This window comes from Kribbella sp. CA-245084 (assembly GCF_050942355.1).
Taxonomy (GTDB): Bacteria; Actinomycetota; Actinomycetes; order Propionibacteriales; family Kribbellaceae; genus Kribbella.
This window is the reverse complement of record NZ_CP192053.1, coordinates 3181217-3195990: the sequence shown is the minus strand read 5'-3', so window position 1 is coordinate 3195990 and position 14774 is coordinate 3181217. Positions and strand designations below refer to the sequence as shown.

At 67.6% G+C, this 14774-nt stretch carries 13 protein-coding genes; 4 read left to right on the top strand and 9 right to left on the bottom strand.

The genetic code is table 11. The annotated features are described in order from the left end of the window. Positions 1-10: 10 nt before the first annotated feature. The 5 genes from ACQPYH_RS15420 to gcvT form a co-directional block, all read right to left on the bottom strand. Complete coding sequence (locus ACQPYH_RS15420; RefSeq protein WP_432891762.1) at positions 11-1138, bottom strand: ABC transporter ATP-binding protein; 1128 nt, start codon at positions 1136-1138, stop codon at positions 11-13. A gap of 47 nt (positions 1139-1185) precedes the next feature. Then, positions 1186-2178, bottom strand: coding sequence for an ABC transporter permease (locus ACQPYH_RS15415; protein ID WP_432891759.1), 993 nt, complete (start codon positions 2176-2178; stop codon positions 1186-1188). 97 nt (positions 2179-2275) lie between these two features. Continuing rightward, positions 2276-4033, bottom strand: a complete 1758-nt coding sequence (locus ACQPYH_RS15410) for an ABC transporter substrate-binding protein (protein ID WP_432891756.1) — start codon at positions 4031-4033, stop codon at positions 2276-2278. Between the two features lie 41 nt (positions 4034-4074). Further along, positions 4075-5082, bottom strand: coding sequence for an ABC transporter permease (locus tag ACQPYH_RS15405; RefSeq protein WP_432891753.1), 1008 nt, complete (start codon positions 5080-5082; stop codon positions 4075-4077). 332 nt (positions 5083-5414) lie between these two features. Beyond that, positions 5415-6515: a glycine cleavage system aminomethyltransferase GcvT gene (gene gcvT, locus ACQPYH_RS15400; protein WP_432891750.1), complete on the bottom strand. Its 1101-nt coding sequence runs from the start codon at positions 6513-6515 to the stop codon at positions 5415-5417. Positions 6516-6612: 97 nt separating this feature from the next. Here gcvT and ACQPYH_RS15395 point away from each other — a divergent pair, with 97 nt between their 5' ends. Then, entirely contained in the window at positions 6613-8106 is a 1494-nt protein-coding gene (locus tag ACQPYH_RS15395) for a leucyl aminopeptidase (RefSeq protein ID WP_432891748.1), read from the top strand. Here ACQPYH_RS15395 and ACQPYH_RS15390 read toward each other — a convergent pair. From ACQPYH_RS15390 to ACQPYH_RS15380, 3 genes are all read right to left on the bottom strand, one after another. Further along, complete coding sequence (locus ACQPYH_RS15390; RefSeq protein WP_432891745.1) at positions 8095-8424, bottom strand: cupin domain-containing protein; 330 nt, start codon at positions 8422-8424, stop codon at positions 8095-8097. The two genes, ACQPYH_RS15395 and ACQPYH_RS15390, sit on opposite strands and share 12 nt — an antisense overlap. A gap of 3 nt (positions 8425-8427) precedes the next feature. Then, positions 8428-9105 carry a DUF2848 family protein gene (locus tag ACQPYH_RS15385; protein ID WP_432891742.1) on the bottom strand — a complete coding sequence of 226 codons (678 nt, stop codon included), beginning with the start codon at positions 9103-9105 and terminating at the stop codon, positions 8428-8430. A 125-nt stretch (positions 9106-9230) separates the two neighbouring features. Next, complete coding sequence (locus ACQPYH_RS15380) at positions 9231-9869, bottom strand: GntR family transcriptional regulator (RefSeq protein ID WP_432891739.1); 639 nt, start codon at positions 9867-9869, stop codon at positions 9231-9233. Positions 9870-9898: 29 nt separating this feature from the next. On the opposite strand from ACQPYH_RS15380, the gene ACQPYH_RS15375 reads away from it, so the two are divergent. Further along, positions 9899-10714 carry a carbon-nitrogen hydrolase family protein gene (locus tag ACQPYH_RS15375; RefSeq protein ID WP_432891737.1) on the top strand — a complete coding sequence of 272 codons (816 nt, stop codon included), beginning with the start codon at positions 9899-9901 and terminating at the stop codon, positions 10712-10714. On the opposite strand, the gene ACQPYH_RS15370 is transcribed toward ACQPYH_RS15375, so the two are convergent. Continuing rightward, positions 10711-11028 (bottom strand): hypothetical protein, encoded by a 318-nt coding sequence (locus ACQPYH_RS15370; protein ID WP_432891735.1) that lies wholly within the window; start codon positions 11026-11028, stop codon positions 10711-10713. The genes ACQPYH_RS15375 and ACQPYH_RS15370 overlap by 4 nt on opposite strands. A gap of 185 nt (positions 11029-11213) precedes the next feature. On the opposite strand from ACQPYH_RS15370, the gene lpdA reads away from it, so the two are divergent. Both lpdA and sucB read left to right on the top strand, forming a co-directional pair. Next, on the top strand, positions 11214-12629 hold the full coding sequence (gene lpdA / locus ACQPYH_RS15365) for a dihydrolipoyl dehydrogenase (RefSeq protein WP_432891732.1): 1416 nt from the start codon (positions 11214-11216) through the stop codon (positions 12627-12629). 126 nt (positions 12630-12755) lie between these two features. Beyond that, the gene (sucB, locus tag ACQPYH_RS15360; protein WP_432891729.1) at positions 12756-14708 is read left to right on the top strand and encodes a 2-oxoglutarate dehydrogenase, E2 component, dihydrolipoamide succinyltransferase; all 1953 of its coding nucleotides are present in this window, start codon (positions 12756-12758) and stop codon (positions 14706-14708) included. The last annotated feature ends 66 nt before the right edge of the window (positions 14709-14774 follow it).

Sequence of the window (14774 nt, the reverse complement as noted above, 5' to 3'; positions counted from 1 at the left end):
GTCTCTGCCGTCAGCCCAGTCGCGGCGCGACCTCGGCCTCGTAGATCGAGGCCTTGTCGTGCAGGTGACAACGGGACGTATGGGCACCGGCGCCGTCCACCGGCAGCAGGTCCGGCAGTTGGGTGGTGCAGAGCTCACCCTTCACCCGCTCGACATACGGGCACCGGGCGCTGAACGAACAGCCGTCCGGCAGGTTCAACAGGGACGGCGGCAGACCCTTGATCGGGCGCAGCCGCTCGTTCGCCGCGGAGACGGTCGGGATCGACTCGAGCAGACCCCAGGTGTACGGCATCCGCGGGTTCGCCAGTACGTCGGCCGCGGTGCCGTACTCGACGCAGCGCCCGGCGTACATCACCAGGACGTCGTCGGCCATCTCGGCCACCACGCCGAGGTCGTGCGTGATCAGCACGATCGCGGAGCCGAACTCCTTCTGCAGGTTGTTCAGCAGATCCAGGATCTGCGCCTGCACGGTCACGTCCAGCGCGGTGGTCGGCTCGTCGGCGATCACCAGCTTCGGGTCGTTGATCAGGCTCATCGCGATCATCGCGCGCTGCCGCATACCGCCGGAGAACTCGTGCGGGTACTGCGCGAAGCGCCGCGGCGGGTTCGGGATGCCGACGAGTTCGAGCATCTCCAGCGCCCGCTTCTTCGCGACGTCCTTGGAGACCTTGTGGTGCACGCGGTACCCCTCGACCAGCTGGTTGCCGATCGTGTACAGCGGGTGCAGCGAGGACTGCGGGTCCTGGAACACCATCGACACCGCGTCGCCGCGGATCTTCATCAGGTCGTTCTCGGACAGGCCGATGAGTTCGTCACCGCCGAGCCGGATCGACCCGCTGATACGGGTGCGCTTGCGGTCGTGCAGGCCCATCACGGCCATACTCGACACCGACTTACCGGAGCCGGACTCGCCGACGATCGCCAGCGTGCGGCCGAGCGGGACCGAGTAGCTCAGCCCGTTCACCGCGCTGACCAGACCGTCCGCGGTCGGGAACTTCACACTCAGGTCCTCAACCACCAAGTACGGCGTCTCGCCGCTGGGGTTGATCGAACCGTCGCGACGCTCACGGGTGGCGACCGACGGGCCACGCTTGGCGGCCGCTGTGGCGTCCGCCGGAGTGGCTGCACTCTCGGCCATGCTGTCCTTCCGGTCTTCGGGACCCCTGTCCTGGGGCGCTGGGTTGCTCACGAAAGCCTCACCCGCGGGTCGATCAGGCTGTAGCCGATGTCCACCAGCAGGTTCATCACAACGATGATGACGGAGGCGACCAGCACAGTGCCCATGATCACCGGCAGGTCGTAGCTGTTCAAACTGTCGAGCACGAGGACGCCGAGACCGGGGAGGTCGAAGATCCGTTCGGTGAAGATCGCGCCGCCGAGGCTGCCGGCGACATCCAGACCGAAGATCGTCACGACCGGGATCAACCCGGAGCGCAGCGCGTGCTTGTAGGTGACCACGCGGTCGGACAGGCCCTTGGCCCGCGCGGTTCGGATGAAGTCTTCGCTCAGCGTCTCGACCATGGAGCCGCGTGAGTACCGCGCGTACGCGGTGCAGTTGTAGACGCCGAGCACCAGCCAGGGTGTCAGCAGACCGGCTGCCCATTTCGCCGGATTCTCCGAGAGTGGTGTCCATTCACCCCGTGGAAGAATCGGATAGAGCACGGTCAGGTAGAGGGCGACCATCAGGGCGACGATGTAGTACGGCACGGAACTGACCACCAGCGTGCTGGTCATCAGTGCCCGGTCGCCCAGGGTCCCGCGTCTCTTCGCCGCCATGGATCCGACGAACACGCCTATCGTCAGCACCAGGACGGCGTACCCGAGCACGAGTGAGACCGTCACCGGGAACCGGGTCTTGATCATCTCCGTGACCGGGCGGTCGTTCTTGAACGAGAAGCCGAGACACGGCGCAGCGCAGTGCTGCGTCACGCCCGATGTGGTGAAGTCGCGGCCGGTGAAGATTCCCGCCGTGTACTCCGCGAACTGCTGCACCTTCGGCCGGTCGAGATGCAGGTTCTGCCTGATCTCGTTGTAGCGCTGCTGGGTGCACTGGCGCTCGCCGCAGATCGCACCGGCCGGATCGGTCGGCGCGACGAAGAACAACGCGAAGGTGGCGATGAGCGTCGCCAACACGACACTGAGCGCGCTGACCATTCGGCGCGCCACGAAATAGAGCACGGGGTTGTCTCCTCACCGATCGATGTGGTGCCCGGACGGTGGTCCGGGCACCACATCACCGTTCAATGACTGACTACTACTTCAGAACGGACTTGGATCAGGGCTGCTTCAGGAACATCGAGGTGAACTCGGGCATGCCCTGTGTCGGGTCGTTGATCGCGTGCCCGATGTTCTTACCGACCGGCGAGTTCGTAGAGCTGTAGTACAGCGGCAGGACCGGGAGGTACTTCTCCAGGATCTCCTTGTCGATGTTCTTCCACTCCGTCAGCTGCTCGTCCGGGCTCTTCGCCGTCACGGCGTCGATCTCGGCGTCGAGGGCCTTGTCCTGCAGCTGACCGACGCTGTTGCCCAGCGGGATCGCGTCGGACTTGAACAGCACCGGGAACCAGCTGGTGCCGCTCGGCCAGTCGGAGCACCAACCGGTCGGGGTCTTGCCGATGTTCACCGGAGCGTTCTGGTCACCGGTGAAGGTACGGATCTTGGCCTTCGGGACGCCGATGGCGCGGACCTTGAAGCCGGCCTTCTCGAACATCTGCTTGCGCAGCTGCGTCGTCTGGGTCGAGATCTTGTCGTCGATCGAGTAGTACCAGCTGAGCTCGAAGTTCGACTTGCCGATCTTCGCCAGCTCGGACTTGACCTCGGCGGCCACCGCGTCGTCCTCGGCACCCTTACCGGTACCGGTCAGACCCGGGAGCTCGTACTTGTCGAAGCCCGGGACAGCCGGCGGCAGGATGGTCGAGGCCGGCGGGTCGTCGGTCGGGTTCAGACCGGCAACCTTGCGCCACGCGTCGTACGGGTGCGCCTTGGCGATCAGCTTGCGGACCTCCAGCGGAATCTTCCGGGTGTCCATGGTGTACATGATCGTGCACGGCGACTGGCCCTTGACGAGCTGCGACTGGTCCTTGACCTCAGGCAGCAGCGAGACGTCGAGGTTCGAGTAGTTCAGCGCGTCGGCGTCCGGACCGGAGCTGGCCAGCACCTGACGCTGGGCCTTGATCAGGTCCTGGCTGAACTTGAAGTCCCAGCCGTCGACGTACTGGTGCCGCACCGGGTCGGTGTTCGGGTCCCAGCTCGGGTTCTTCGTGAGCTTGAGCTCGGTACCCGGGGTGTACGACTGGACCTGGTACGGACCGGTCACCATCGGGTGCTGCTCGTAGTTCTTCTGGGTGTCCTTGGCCTGCGGGATCGGCGCGAACATCGGGAACGCGACGTAGTACGGCAGGTCGTCGAACTTCTTCGCCAGGTGGATGACCAGCGTGTTGTCGTCCGGCGTCTCGACACCCTTGTAGTCGGCGCCGTTCGGGCCGTACGGGCCCTTGTACTTGTCGCCGTCCAGGAAGAACTGCAGCTGGTACGTCGGTCCGGCGTCGTACAGGTCGTGCGCGAAGGAGCGCTTGATCGCGTACGCGTAGTCGGCAGCCTTGACCGGCGTGCCGTCCTGGTACTTGATGCCCTGCTTCAGCTTGAACGTCCAGGTGAGGCCGTCCGCGGACTTCGTGCCGAGGTCCTCCGCCAGGTCCGGAACCAGGACCGGCTTGTGGTCCGGGCCGTCCAGGCGGTACTGGGTCAGCGCGCGGTAGAACAGCTTGCCGATCTGGTTGCCATCGACGTAGTAGATGTTCGTCGGGTCGAAGGTGTCCGGCGTCACATCACTGAGGACGGTGATCGTGCCGCCCTTCTTCGCGCCGTCAACGTCAGCGGCAGGGCCCTTCGCAGTGGGGTCCGTAGCCTTGACCTGAGCGCCCCCCACACTGTTGGTGTCACCTTTGTTGCCGCTGTTCGAGGACGGGCTGCCACAGGCCACGGCGGCCAGCATGACCGTCGCCGCAACCGCGGTTATCCGTTTCCACTGCATGGTCGGGTTTCTCCTTTTCTGCCGCTGGGGCAATCGCCGAACTACCGGCGAGTCTTGGGGTCGAAGGCGTCCCGGATGGCGTCTCCGAGCAGCGCGAGGGCGAGCACCAGAGCGGTGATCCCGATCACGGGCAGCCAGAGGTACATCGGGTCGGCCTTGAACCAGTTTGTGGCGACGGAGATCGTCTGACCCCACGAGGGGATCGGTTCGACCAGTCCGACACCGAGGAAGGAAAGTCCAGCCTCCGCGGTCACATAGGCGGGCAGCGCCAGCGAGGCCGAGATGACGATCGGAGCGACCAGGTTGGGCAGCAGTTCCTTGAACAGGACCTGCCGGGTCGGTACGCCGATCGCCTTGGCGGCGAGCACGAACTCACGCTCGCGCAGCGAAAGCACCTCGCCCCGGATGATCCGGGCCAAGCCGGCCCAGCCGAAGAACGAGAGGACGAAAATCAAGACATAGAAGCGGATCGACGCCTGTTCCTGCGGCGTCAGGTTGAACGAACCGCCGCGCATCGACTCGACGATCGGCACCAGCGCGATCGCGAAGAGCAGGTACGGCAGGCTCAGCACGAAGTCGATCAGCCAGGAGATCACGCGGTCGACCCAGCCGCCGAGGAAGCCGGCCAGCAGACCCATCACGACGCCGATCACGGTGCCGACAACAGTCGCCAGGAACGCGATGATCAGCGACGGGCGGGCGCCGAACACCCAGCGGGCGAAGTTGTCCCGGCCGGTCTTCGGCTCGACGCCGAACCAGTGCGAGCCGTTGATCCCGATCGTCGGGTACCCGTACTCGTCGATCAGGTCGGTGTGGAAGGTGCTGTAGTCCTGGCCCTCGAGCTTGGCCAGCAGCGGCGCGAAGATCGCGATCAGAATGAAGAACAGCACGATCGACGCGCAGATCACCGCAACCCGGTCCTTGCGCAACCGGTCGAACGCGATCCGGCTCGGCGACTTCCCGTGCGGGGTGGCCGCGGTGCGCACCGGCTCTGCCGACGCCGGGTGGTCCTCGATCCCTACGGTCGAGTCGGGCGACCCAATACTCATTCGCACTCCGTCAGTCAGTCGGCCGGATTTCGGTCCGCAGATCCGGCACTTATCGGTGGATAGCGTGCCGAGCCTTTGCTCTGTGGAGGCTCGCGTCAAATCCCCTTGACAGAGCCGATCCCCCACAACCGCGGGCTAGCCTGCCTGACACTGTGACACCAAACCAGCGGTGCCCGGCACCAGTGCACAAATCGTTACCGGAACGGGTACTGGAACGGAACATTTGCCCCGAATCGTCACTGTTCGCAGTCAATTCTTCGCAAAACGCGTCGGCACAGTACCGACAGTGGCCAATTTGTGCCACGATATTACAGAACGTGACCAAAATGGCCTTAGCGGACGTGGACGGTGACGAACGGCGGTTTGACGACGTCGAACAACTCCTGGCGTCCCCGGATGTCGACCGATACCTGGTCGCCTTCCTTTACCGTCGCGTCCAGCAGTGCCAGCGCGACGCCTTTCTTCAAGGTCGGCGAGAACGTCCCGGAGGTGACTTCACCGAGCGCCGTTCCGGATTGGTCCAGAACGGTCATATGCGGCCGCGGAATACCCCTGCCGGCCGCCCGGAGACCACGCAGGATCTTCGCCGGTCCGGCCTCCTTCTCTGCGCGCAGGGCCTGATCGCCCCAGAAGTGCTCCTTCTTCCAGCCGACAGCCCATCCGGAGCGTGCCTGGACGGGCGTGATGTCCGGCGTGATGTCCTGGCCGTGCAGCGGGTACCCCATCTCGGTCCGCAGCGTGTCGCGCGCGCCGAGGCCGGCCGGCACGATGTTGTGCGGCTTCCCGGCCTCCAGCAGCGCGTCGAACACCGCAACGGCGGCAGCGTTCGGTACGACGAGCTCGTACCCGCGCTCGCCCGTATAACCAGTGCGGCACACGACAACCGGCGTACCGCCGAAGTCGGCTGTTGCGAACGCCATGTAGTCGTGTCCGGTCGGAAGGCCGATCGCGGCGACGACCTCGTCGCTGTTCGCGCCCTGGACGGCGAGGATCGCGTAGTCGTCGTGGACGTTCGTCACCTCGACGCCGTCGGGGGCATCGGCCTGCAGCAGACGGACGACCTCGGCGGTGTTGGCCGCGTTCGGGATCAGGAACACGTCGTCGTCGGCGTGCAGGTACGCGATCAGGTCGTCGACCACTCCCCCGCGCTCGTTGCAGCACAGTGTGTACTGCGCCTGGCCCGGCACGATCTTGCCCAGATCGTTGGTCAGGCACGCGTTCACGTACGCCGAGGCGCCCGGGCCCTTCACGGTCGCCTTGCCCAGGTGGCTCACGTCGAAGACGCCGACCGACGTACGGACCGCAGTATGTTCGGCTACCACCCCGCTGTACTCCAGGGGCATCTCCCAGCCGCCGAACTCGGCGAACTTGGCACCGAGCGCGACGTGGCGCTCGTGCATCGGGGACTTCTTCAAATCGGTCGACTCGGTCATGGAGGGGAAACTACCGGACGCGTAGCATGCTCAGGCAGCTTGCACGTACCGTGACGACCGGCCATCTGCCAGCCGGTCAAGGAGGACTGAGGATTTCGTGACCACCATCACCCTGAGCAAGTCAGATGCCGCCGGCGTCAAGACCGACGCCGTGGTCATCGGCGTGGTCAAACTCGACGGCGGCGTCACTCTGCCGGCCGGCACCGAGTCGCTGAACGCCGCGTACGGCGGGAAGCTGGTGGAGGTGCTGTCCGGACTCGGCGCCACCGGCAAGGCCGGGGAGGTGACCAAGGTGCCCGGGCCGAAGCCGGGCAAGTCGGCCACGCTGATCGCGGTGGGCCTCGGCGCGGCCCCCGACGGCGCGCTGAAGACCGAGGACCTCCGCACCGCGGCCGGCACCGGCGTGCGCGCGGTGAAGATCTCGCAGTCGGTCGCGCTCGCGCTGCCGACCCCGGATGCGGATTGCGTCCGCGCGGTGGCCGAGGGCGCCTTGATGGGGCGCTACGCCTTCACTGCGTACAAGTCCTCGGACAGCTCTGAAGCGCCGGGCAACCTGACGCTGCTCACCGACCTGGCCCGCAACAAGGACGCGAAGGCCGCGCTCGAGCGCGCCGAGGTGACCGCGGACGCCGTCGCGCAGGTGCGCGACTGGGTCAACACCCCGCCGTCGGACCTGCACCCGGTCGAGTTCGCCGCCGACGCGGTCAAGCTCGGCAAGGAGTACGGCGTCAAGGTCGAGGTGCTCGACGAGAAGGCGCTCGCCAAGGGCGGGTACGGCGGCATCCTCGGTGTCGGCCAGGGCTCGACCAACCCGCCGCGGCTGGTCCGGCTGACCTACACGCCGAAGAAGCCGGTCACGCATCTCGCGTTCGTCGGCAAGGGCATCACGTTCGACTCGGGCGGTCTGTCGCTGAAGACCTCGACCGGCATGGTCAGCATGAAGTCCGACATGGCCGGTGCCGCCGCGGTCATCGGCGCGACGCTCGCCATCGCGCGGCTCGGCCTGCCGGTGCAGGTGACGACGTACGCCGCGATGGCCGAGAACATGCCGTCCGGCTCGGCGGCGCGGCCGTCCGACGTACTGACGATGTACGGCGGCAAGACCGTCGAGGTGCTGAACACTGACGCCGAAGGCCGGCTCGTGCTCGGCGACGCGCTGGTACGGGCGTCGGAAGACCAGCCCGACCTGATCGTCGACGTGGCGACCCTGACCGGCGCGTGTGTCGTTGCCCTGGGCACCAAGGTGGCCGGCGCGTTCGCGAACACCGACACCGCGCGCGACCGCGTCGTCGACGCCGCGATCGCTGCCGGTGAGTCGATGTGGCCGCTGCCGATCCCGGCCGAGATGCTCGACAAGCTGAAGTCGCACTCGAAGGTCGCGGACCTGGCCAACATCACCGGCGAGGCCTGGGGCGGCGCCCTCGCCGCGGCCGCCTTCCTCGGCGACTTCGTTGCTGAGGGCATCGACTGGGTGCACCTGGACGTCGCCGGCCCGGCCTTCAACGACGGCGGCGCGTCCGGCTACATCCCGAACGGCGGCACCGGTTACGCGGTCCGCACACTGGTCGAGCTGGCCGCGTCAGCGAGCTGAGTAACGAATCTCCAGCATGGTGCAGCCGGTCTCTGTTCGGTAGGGACCGTGCGGCATGCCCGGCGGCCGGCAGGCGTAGTCGCCGGGCCGGAACGTCTGCTCGAGGGTGAGATCGGTCAGCTCACCCTCGAGCAAGTAGACCTCTTCGACATACTCATGGCGGATGATTTCCTCGCCTGACAACGTGCCGGGCGCCCAGCGTGCCAGCCTGGTCAGCATCCCGTCGGGGCCCTCGCTGAGCACGCGCTCCGAGATCCCGTTTGTTGTGTCAACCCACGCAAGCTCGCCGGTGGCGAAGAACTCCTTCTCGTCCTTCATCCCTCAGTCCCAGGCCGGCTCGAGCAGTTCGACCTGGTAGGCGATCCGGCTCGTGACACCCCGCGGATCTGTCATCTCCACCCGCCACCCTTCACCGAACTGGTCGACGCCCGCCACCATCGGAATCGTCCCGCCCAACAACACAGTCCCCGGGACCAGCCGCTCACCGAGCTCCTTGATCCAGTACGACGGGGGCAACAACTGCTCGAGCGTCCCGTCCTGGATCAACGTGTCGGTATCACCATGCCTCACCCATGCCTTCAAGGTGAACTGATCCAGCTCGTGCTCGATCGCTTGGAGCGGCCAGGCCACGTCGCCGACCACGTCCGGCGCGGATTGCTTGCTCCAGGCAACACCATGCGCCTCGAGCGCCCGGTCGGTGTGATCGCAGGCAACGGTCAGCAACAGATCGTCCAGGTCTGCACCGACGATCAGGGCCCATTCCGCTTCCCCGGATGTCTTGCCATGCGCGACCTGGACGGCGGCCGGCCGGCTGACCAGCGACGAGGACAGCGGGTAGAGCGTCGGGATCCGGTTCGGGGCCGGCACACCGTGCTCGGCCAACTCGTCCACATGCCGCCTGACCTGATCGGCGTCGCGACCGGCGTACCCCGCGTTCAGGGCGTAGCGGACGGCGATCTCGCGCTCTTGGCCGTTCGGCAGCACGAAGGTCAGGGTCATCGCGAAGTCCTCCCATGCAATCTTCCGTCGGCACTTGCGTGAACACGTCGTATACAACGAGTATGAAGCATCGACGGTAGGAGGTCCACCCGGTGACGGTCATTGCGATGCAGGGCGAGCTGGTGTCAGCCCTGCATGAGGATCGATCCGGTGGTGTCCAGATGGCGCCGGATCGCCTTCTCGGCCGCGGCCGGCTTGCCCGCCGCCAGACCGTCCACGATCGCCTGATGCTCGGCGAGCACGTCTTGCCGACGGGTAGTACTGCGCTGCAGCGCGACCACGCCGAGCAGGACATGGCGGGCGCGGAGGCTCTCGTACAGACGACCGAGCACCGAGTTCCCGCCTGCTTCGACGAGCAGCGCGTGGAACTGGCTGTCCAGTTCGATGAACTCCTTGGGGTCGCTGTTGTCGACGATCGCCCGCTGCTGCCCGAGTACGTCGGACATCGCCTCGACCGGTGGGTGACCGGACGCGAGCGAGGTGGTTGCAGCCCAGCATTCGATTACGCCACGCGCCTGCATCATCTCCGCGATCTCCCGGCCAGGCACAGGCGCGACGAATGCGCCACGGTGCGGGACGAGCTGCACCAGGTCCTCGGCGGCCAGCATCAGCAATGCCTCACGGACCGGCGTACGCGAGATCCCGACCTCGGTTGCGACCGCCTGTTCGTTGATGAACGTGCCGGACACCGCCGGATCGCTCAGCACGGTCCCGCGGAGGTATTGATAGGCGCGATCCCGGCCGGAATCCCCACTCAGTCGCATACCGAATGTATACAGCCTAGGAGGGCTCGATGACAGTTCTACGGGTTGCCGCCGCCCAGCTCGGCACCGGCCGGGATCCGGTCGCCAATCTGCGGCTCGCCACCGATGCCGTACGCCGGGCGGCGGACGCCGGAGCCGAGCTGATCGCACTCCCCGAAGCCACTTTGGCCTGCTTCGGTTCCGATCTCCGCGCGGTCGCCGAACCGCTCGACGGGCCGTTCGCCACCGGGCTGCGGAAGGTGGCCGCCGACCTCGGCGTCGTGGTCGTCGCGGGTCTGTTCGAGCCGGCAGCTGACGGGCGGGTCCACAACACTTTGCTCGCGACGGGGCCGGGGGTCGAGGCCTCGTACCGGAAGATCCATCTGTACGACGCGTTCGGGTCGCGCGAATCGGATCTTGTTGCCCCGGGCAACGAGATTGTCCCGTTCGATTTCGGCGGCGCCGTGATCGGGCTGTCGACCTGCTACGACCTGCGGTTCGCGGATCAGTTCAGCGCGCTCGGACGGGCCGGCGCGGAGCTGGTCGTCGTACCGGCGTCGTGGGGTGCGGGGCCTGGCAAGGAGGACCAGTGGGATCTGCTGACGCGGGCGCGCGCCGCGGACGCGCAGGCGTGGCTGCTGGCCTGCGGCCAGGCGTACGCGCCGCCGTCCGGCACCGACCCGTTGGGCATCGGGCGCAGCGCGCTGATCACACCGACCGGCCACGCGGTGGCCCGCCTGTCCGCTTCTGCTGACCTGCTGCTGGGAGCGGTCGATACCGAGGTAGTCGCTGCCGTCCGCTCCGCTGTGCCGATCCTTGCTGTGCCGATCCTTGCTGTGCCGATCCTTGCTGTGCCAATCCTTTAAGGCAGACCGTTCTTCTTCATCCGGGCGTTGTACTCGCGCATCCGGGGCGGATAGCCGACCACGGCCGCGTCGTACGACGGGATGCCGAGCTTGTTGAGGAAGTTGTGGGCCCACTGCACCGACGGGACCCGGCGGCGGGTCCATTCACCGTCGATCGCGACCAGGAGCAGGGTGTACTCCGTGACCGCCGTGCGCGGCTCGACGAATCCCTCGACTCCCTGGCGGGTCTGGACGAACTCCTTCAGGTGCGCCTGGTCCGGAGTTTCCGCCCGGCGCATCGTTCCGGCCTTCTGCCGGCGACCGAACCACTTCATGAGGTAAGTGTCCACTATGTGTGCAAGTCGTGGCCGAAATCCTGGATAACGGTTGCGGGCAGTAGCGATCTGCCCGCGCCGGTGTGGCCCCGGCGTGGATCGGGGCCGGATCGGTGACAAGATTGCGCCGGGCCGGAACCGCGATCCGGGACCGCCTGCCTTGGACCTGACTCACGGAGGAACCTGTGACTGATACCCCGACCGGCACCTCGACTGGCACCTCGACTGGCACTGGTACGACGTTCGACCTGGTGATTCTGGGCGGCGGCAGCGGTGGCTACGCCGCCGGACTGCGTGCCGCGACGCTCGGTATGTCGGTGGCGCTGGTGGAGAAGGACAAGGTCGGCGGGACCTGTCTGCATCGCGGATGTATCCCGACCAAGGCACTGCTGCACGCCGCTGAGATCGCCGACTCGGCCCGTGAGGGTGAGCAGTTCGGTGTCCGGACGACGCTCGAGGGCGTCGACATGGGCGGCGTGAACAAGTACAAGGACAGCGTGGTCGACCGGCTCTTCAAGGGCCTGCAGGGGCAGTTGAAGGCGCGCGGGATCACGGTCGTCGAGGGCGAGGGGCGGCTCACCTCCCCCACCACGGTCCAGGTCGGCGACACGACGTACACCGGTCGCAACGTGATCCTTGCCTCTGGCTCCTACTCTCGTTCGTTGCCGGGGCTGGAGATCGACGGGCACCGGGTGATCGCGAGCGAGCACGCGCTGACGCTCGACCGGGTCCCGGAGTCGGCCGTCGTACTGGGCGGTGGCGTGATCGGGGTCGAGTTCGCTTCGGCGTGGACGTCGTTCGGCACTCGCGTGACGATCGTCGAGGCACTGCCGCGGCTCGTCCCGGCCGAGGACGCGGACTGCTCGAAGACGCTCGAGCGGGCGTTCCGGAAGCGGAAGATCGCCTTCAAGACGGGTACGCCGTTCGAGTCCGTCGCGGTAACGGATTCCGGCGTGCAGGTGACGGTCGCGGGCGGTGAGGTGATCGAGGCCGAAGTACTGCTCGTCGCCGTCGGCCGCGCACCGAACACCGCGGGCATGGGGTACGAAGAGGTCGGGGTCGCGCTGGATCGCGGGTTCGTAACTGTCGACTCGACACTGCAGACGAGCGTGCCGGGCGTGTACGCGGTCGGCGACATCGTGCCGGGGCTGCAGCTCGCACACCGCGGGTTCCAGCAGGGCATCTTCGTCGTCGAGCACCTCGCGGGTCTCGCGCCGACGCCGATCGACGAGGCCGGTATCCCGCGGGTGACGTACTCCGAGCCGGAGGTCGCGTCGGTCGGACTGACCGAGGAGCAGGCCCGCGCGCAGTACGGCGACGTGGAGATCCTCAACTACAACCTCGGCGGCAACGGCAAGTCGCAGATCCTGAAGACGTCCGGCTTCGTGAAGCTGGTCCGCGCTCGGGACGGCGCGGTCGTGGGGCTGCACATGGTCGGCTCGCGTGTCGGTGAGCTGATCGGCGAGGCGCAGCTGATCTACAACTGGGAGGCGTACCCGGCCGATGTCGCGCCGCTGGTCCACGCCCACCCGACCCAGAACGAGGCCCTCGGCGAAGCGCACCTGGCGCTCGCGGGGAAACCTTTGCACTTCCATGACTGACCCTGCTGGTTGGTCCCAGTAGGTTTGAGCTGCTGGAGCGTGACGGGCCCGTGACCCGGATCTCGCCCGCTCCGGCGGCACCGTAGGCTGACACTCGACCGATCAGACGAAGGAGCAACGACCGTCATGCCGACCTCTGTATCCCTGCCGGCCCTCGGGGAGAGCGTCACCGAAGGAACCGTCACCCGCTGGCTCAAGCAGGTCGGCGACACCGTTGCCGTCGATGAGCCCCTGCTGGAGGTCTCGACCGACAAGGTCGACACCGAGATCCCGTCGCCGGTGGCCGGCACGCTGCTCGAGATCAAGGCCGCCGAGGACGAGACCGTCGAGGTCGGCGCCGAACTGGCCGTCATCGGCGACGCGGGCGAAGCCACCTCCGCTCCGGCCGCCCCCGCCGAATCCGCCCCCGCCGAATCCGCCCCCGCCGAATCCGCTCCGGCCGAGGCCGCGCCTGCCGAGGCTGCACCTGCCGAAGCTGCACCTGCCGCTGAGCAGCCGGCCGCTCCGGCGCAGGCTGCCCCCGCACCGGCCGCCCCCGCGCCCGCTCCCGCGCAGGAGCAGCCTGCCGCCGCGCAGGAAGCTCCGGCTGCTGCCCCGTCGGGTGGTTCCGGTGCCGCTTCCGGTACGTCGGTGACGCTGCCCGCGCTCGGCGAAAGCGTCACCGAGGGTACGGTCACCCGCTGGCTCAAGCAGGTCGGCGACGACGTCGCCGTCGACGAGCCCCTGCTCGAGGTCTCCACCGACAAGGTCGACACCGAGATCCCGTCGCCGATCGCCGGCAAGCTCCTCGAGATCAAGGTCGCCGAGGACGAGACCGTCGAGGTCGGCGCAGAGCTGGCGATCGTCGGCTCCGGCGACGCAGCTCCTGCCCAGGCCGCTCCCGCTGCCGCCCCGGCTCCGGCTGCAGCCCCGGCTGCCGCCCCCGCCGCGCAGGCTCCTGCCGCTCCGGCCCCGCAGGCCGCACCCGCGCAGGCCCCGGCTCCGGCGGCTGCTCCCGCTCCTGCCCCGGCGCCGGCCGCAGCCCCCGCGCCGCAGGCTCCGGCTGCTGCCGCTCCCGCTCCGCAGTCCGCCCCGGCGCAGGCTCCGGCCGCCCCGGCGCCGGCACCTGCGGCAGCTCCGGCAGCAGCTGCTCCGTCGCCGAACGGTGCTGCGACTGACGGTCCGAACTACGTCACTCCGCTGGTCCGCAAGCTCGCCGCGGAGCACCAGGTGGACCTCAACGCCGTACAGGGAACTGGCGTCGGTGGCCGGATCCGCAAGCAGGACGTGATCGCTGCCGCCGAGGCCAAGAAGGCTGCCGCCGCAGCGCCGGCCGCTCCGGCTGCTGCTCCGGCCGCGGCGCCGGCGCAGGCTGCGACGATCAGCCCGCTGCGTGGCACGACCGAGAAGATGAGCCGGATCCGCAAGGCGATCGCGGCCCACATGGTCAACTCGCTGAAGGTCTCGGCCCAGCTGACCACCGTGGTCGAGGTCGACGTCACCGAGATCGCCAAGCTGCGCAACGCGAAGAAGGCCGAGTTCGAGGCCCGCGAGGGCACGAAGCTGTCGTTCCTGCCGTTCTTCGCGCTCGCCACGGTCGACGCCCTGAAGCAGTACCCGAAGCTCAACGCCTCGATCGACGAGGAGAAGGGCGAGATCACCTACCACGCTGCCGAGCACCTGGGCATCGCGGTGGATGTCGAGCGCGGCCTGATGGTCCCCGTCGTACACAACGCCGGTGACCTGAACATCGCCGGCCTGGCGAAGAAGATCGCCGACCTCGCCGACCGCACCCGCAACAACAAGGTGCTGCCGGACGAGATGGCAGGCGGCACGTTCACGATCACCAACACCGGTAGCCGGGGCGCGCTGTTCGACACCCCGATCCTGAACCAGCCGCAGGTCGGCATGCTCGGGACCGGTGCCGTGGTGAAGCGGCCGGTCGTCATCACCCACCCGGAGCTCGGCGAGACGATCGCGATCCGGCAGATGGTGTACCTGGCGCTGACCTACGACCACCGTCTGGTCGACGGCGCCGACGCGGCCCGCTACCTGACCGCGGTCAAGAAGCGCCTCGAAGAGGCCCAGTTCGACGTCTGATCCGATCGGCTTCTGATCCAATCAGCTGAGGCGCCGGTGCATTGTCTCCCCGGAGACGGGCACCGG

Excerpts from the sequence above, each read along its gene's own strand:
- ACQPYH_RS15370 (WP_432891735.1), bottom strand. The coding sequence starts at position 11,028 with ATGAAGTGGTTCGGTCGCCGGCAGAAGGCCGGAACGATGCGCCGGGCG.
- ACQPYH_RS15375 (WP_432891737.1), top strand. The coding sequence starts at position 9,899 with ATGACAGTTCTACGGGTTGCCGCCGCCCAGCTCGGCACCGGCCGGGAT.
- ACQPYH_RS15405 (WP_432891753.1), bottom strand. The coding sequence starts at position 5,082 with ATGAGTATTGGGTCGCCCGACTCGACCGTAGGGATCGAGGACCACCCG.
- ACQPYH_RS15385 (WP_432891742.1), bottom strand. The coding sequence starts at position 9,105 with ATGACCCTGACCTTCGTGCTGCCGAACGGCCAAGAGCGCGAGATCGCC.
- ACQPYH_RS15390 (WP_432891745.1), bottom strand. The coding sequence starts at position 8,424 with ATGAAGGACGAGAAGGAGTTCTTCGCCACCGGCGAGCTTGCGTGGGTT.
- ACQPYH_RS15410 (WP_432891756.1), bottom strand. The coding sequence starts at position 4,033 with ATGCAGTGGAAACGGATAACCGCGGTTGCGGCGACGGTCATGCTGGCC.
- gcvT (WP_432891750.1), bottom strand. The coding sequence starts at position 6,515 with ATGACCGAGTCGACCGATTTGAAGAAGTCCCCGATGCACGAGCGCCAC.
- ACQPYH_RS15380 (WP_432891739.1), bottom strand. The coding sequence starts at position 9,869 with ATGCGACTGAGTGGGGATTCCGGCCGGGATCGCGCCTATCAATACCTC.
- ACQPYH_RS15420 (WP_432891762.1), bottom strand. The coding sequence starts at position 1,138 with ATGGCCGAGAGTGCAGCCACTCCGGCGGACGCCACAGCGGCCGCCAAG.
- sucB (WP_432891729.1), top strand. The coding sequence starts at position 12,756 with ATGCCGACCTCTGTATCCCTGCCGGCCCTCGGGGAGAGCGTCACCGAA.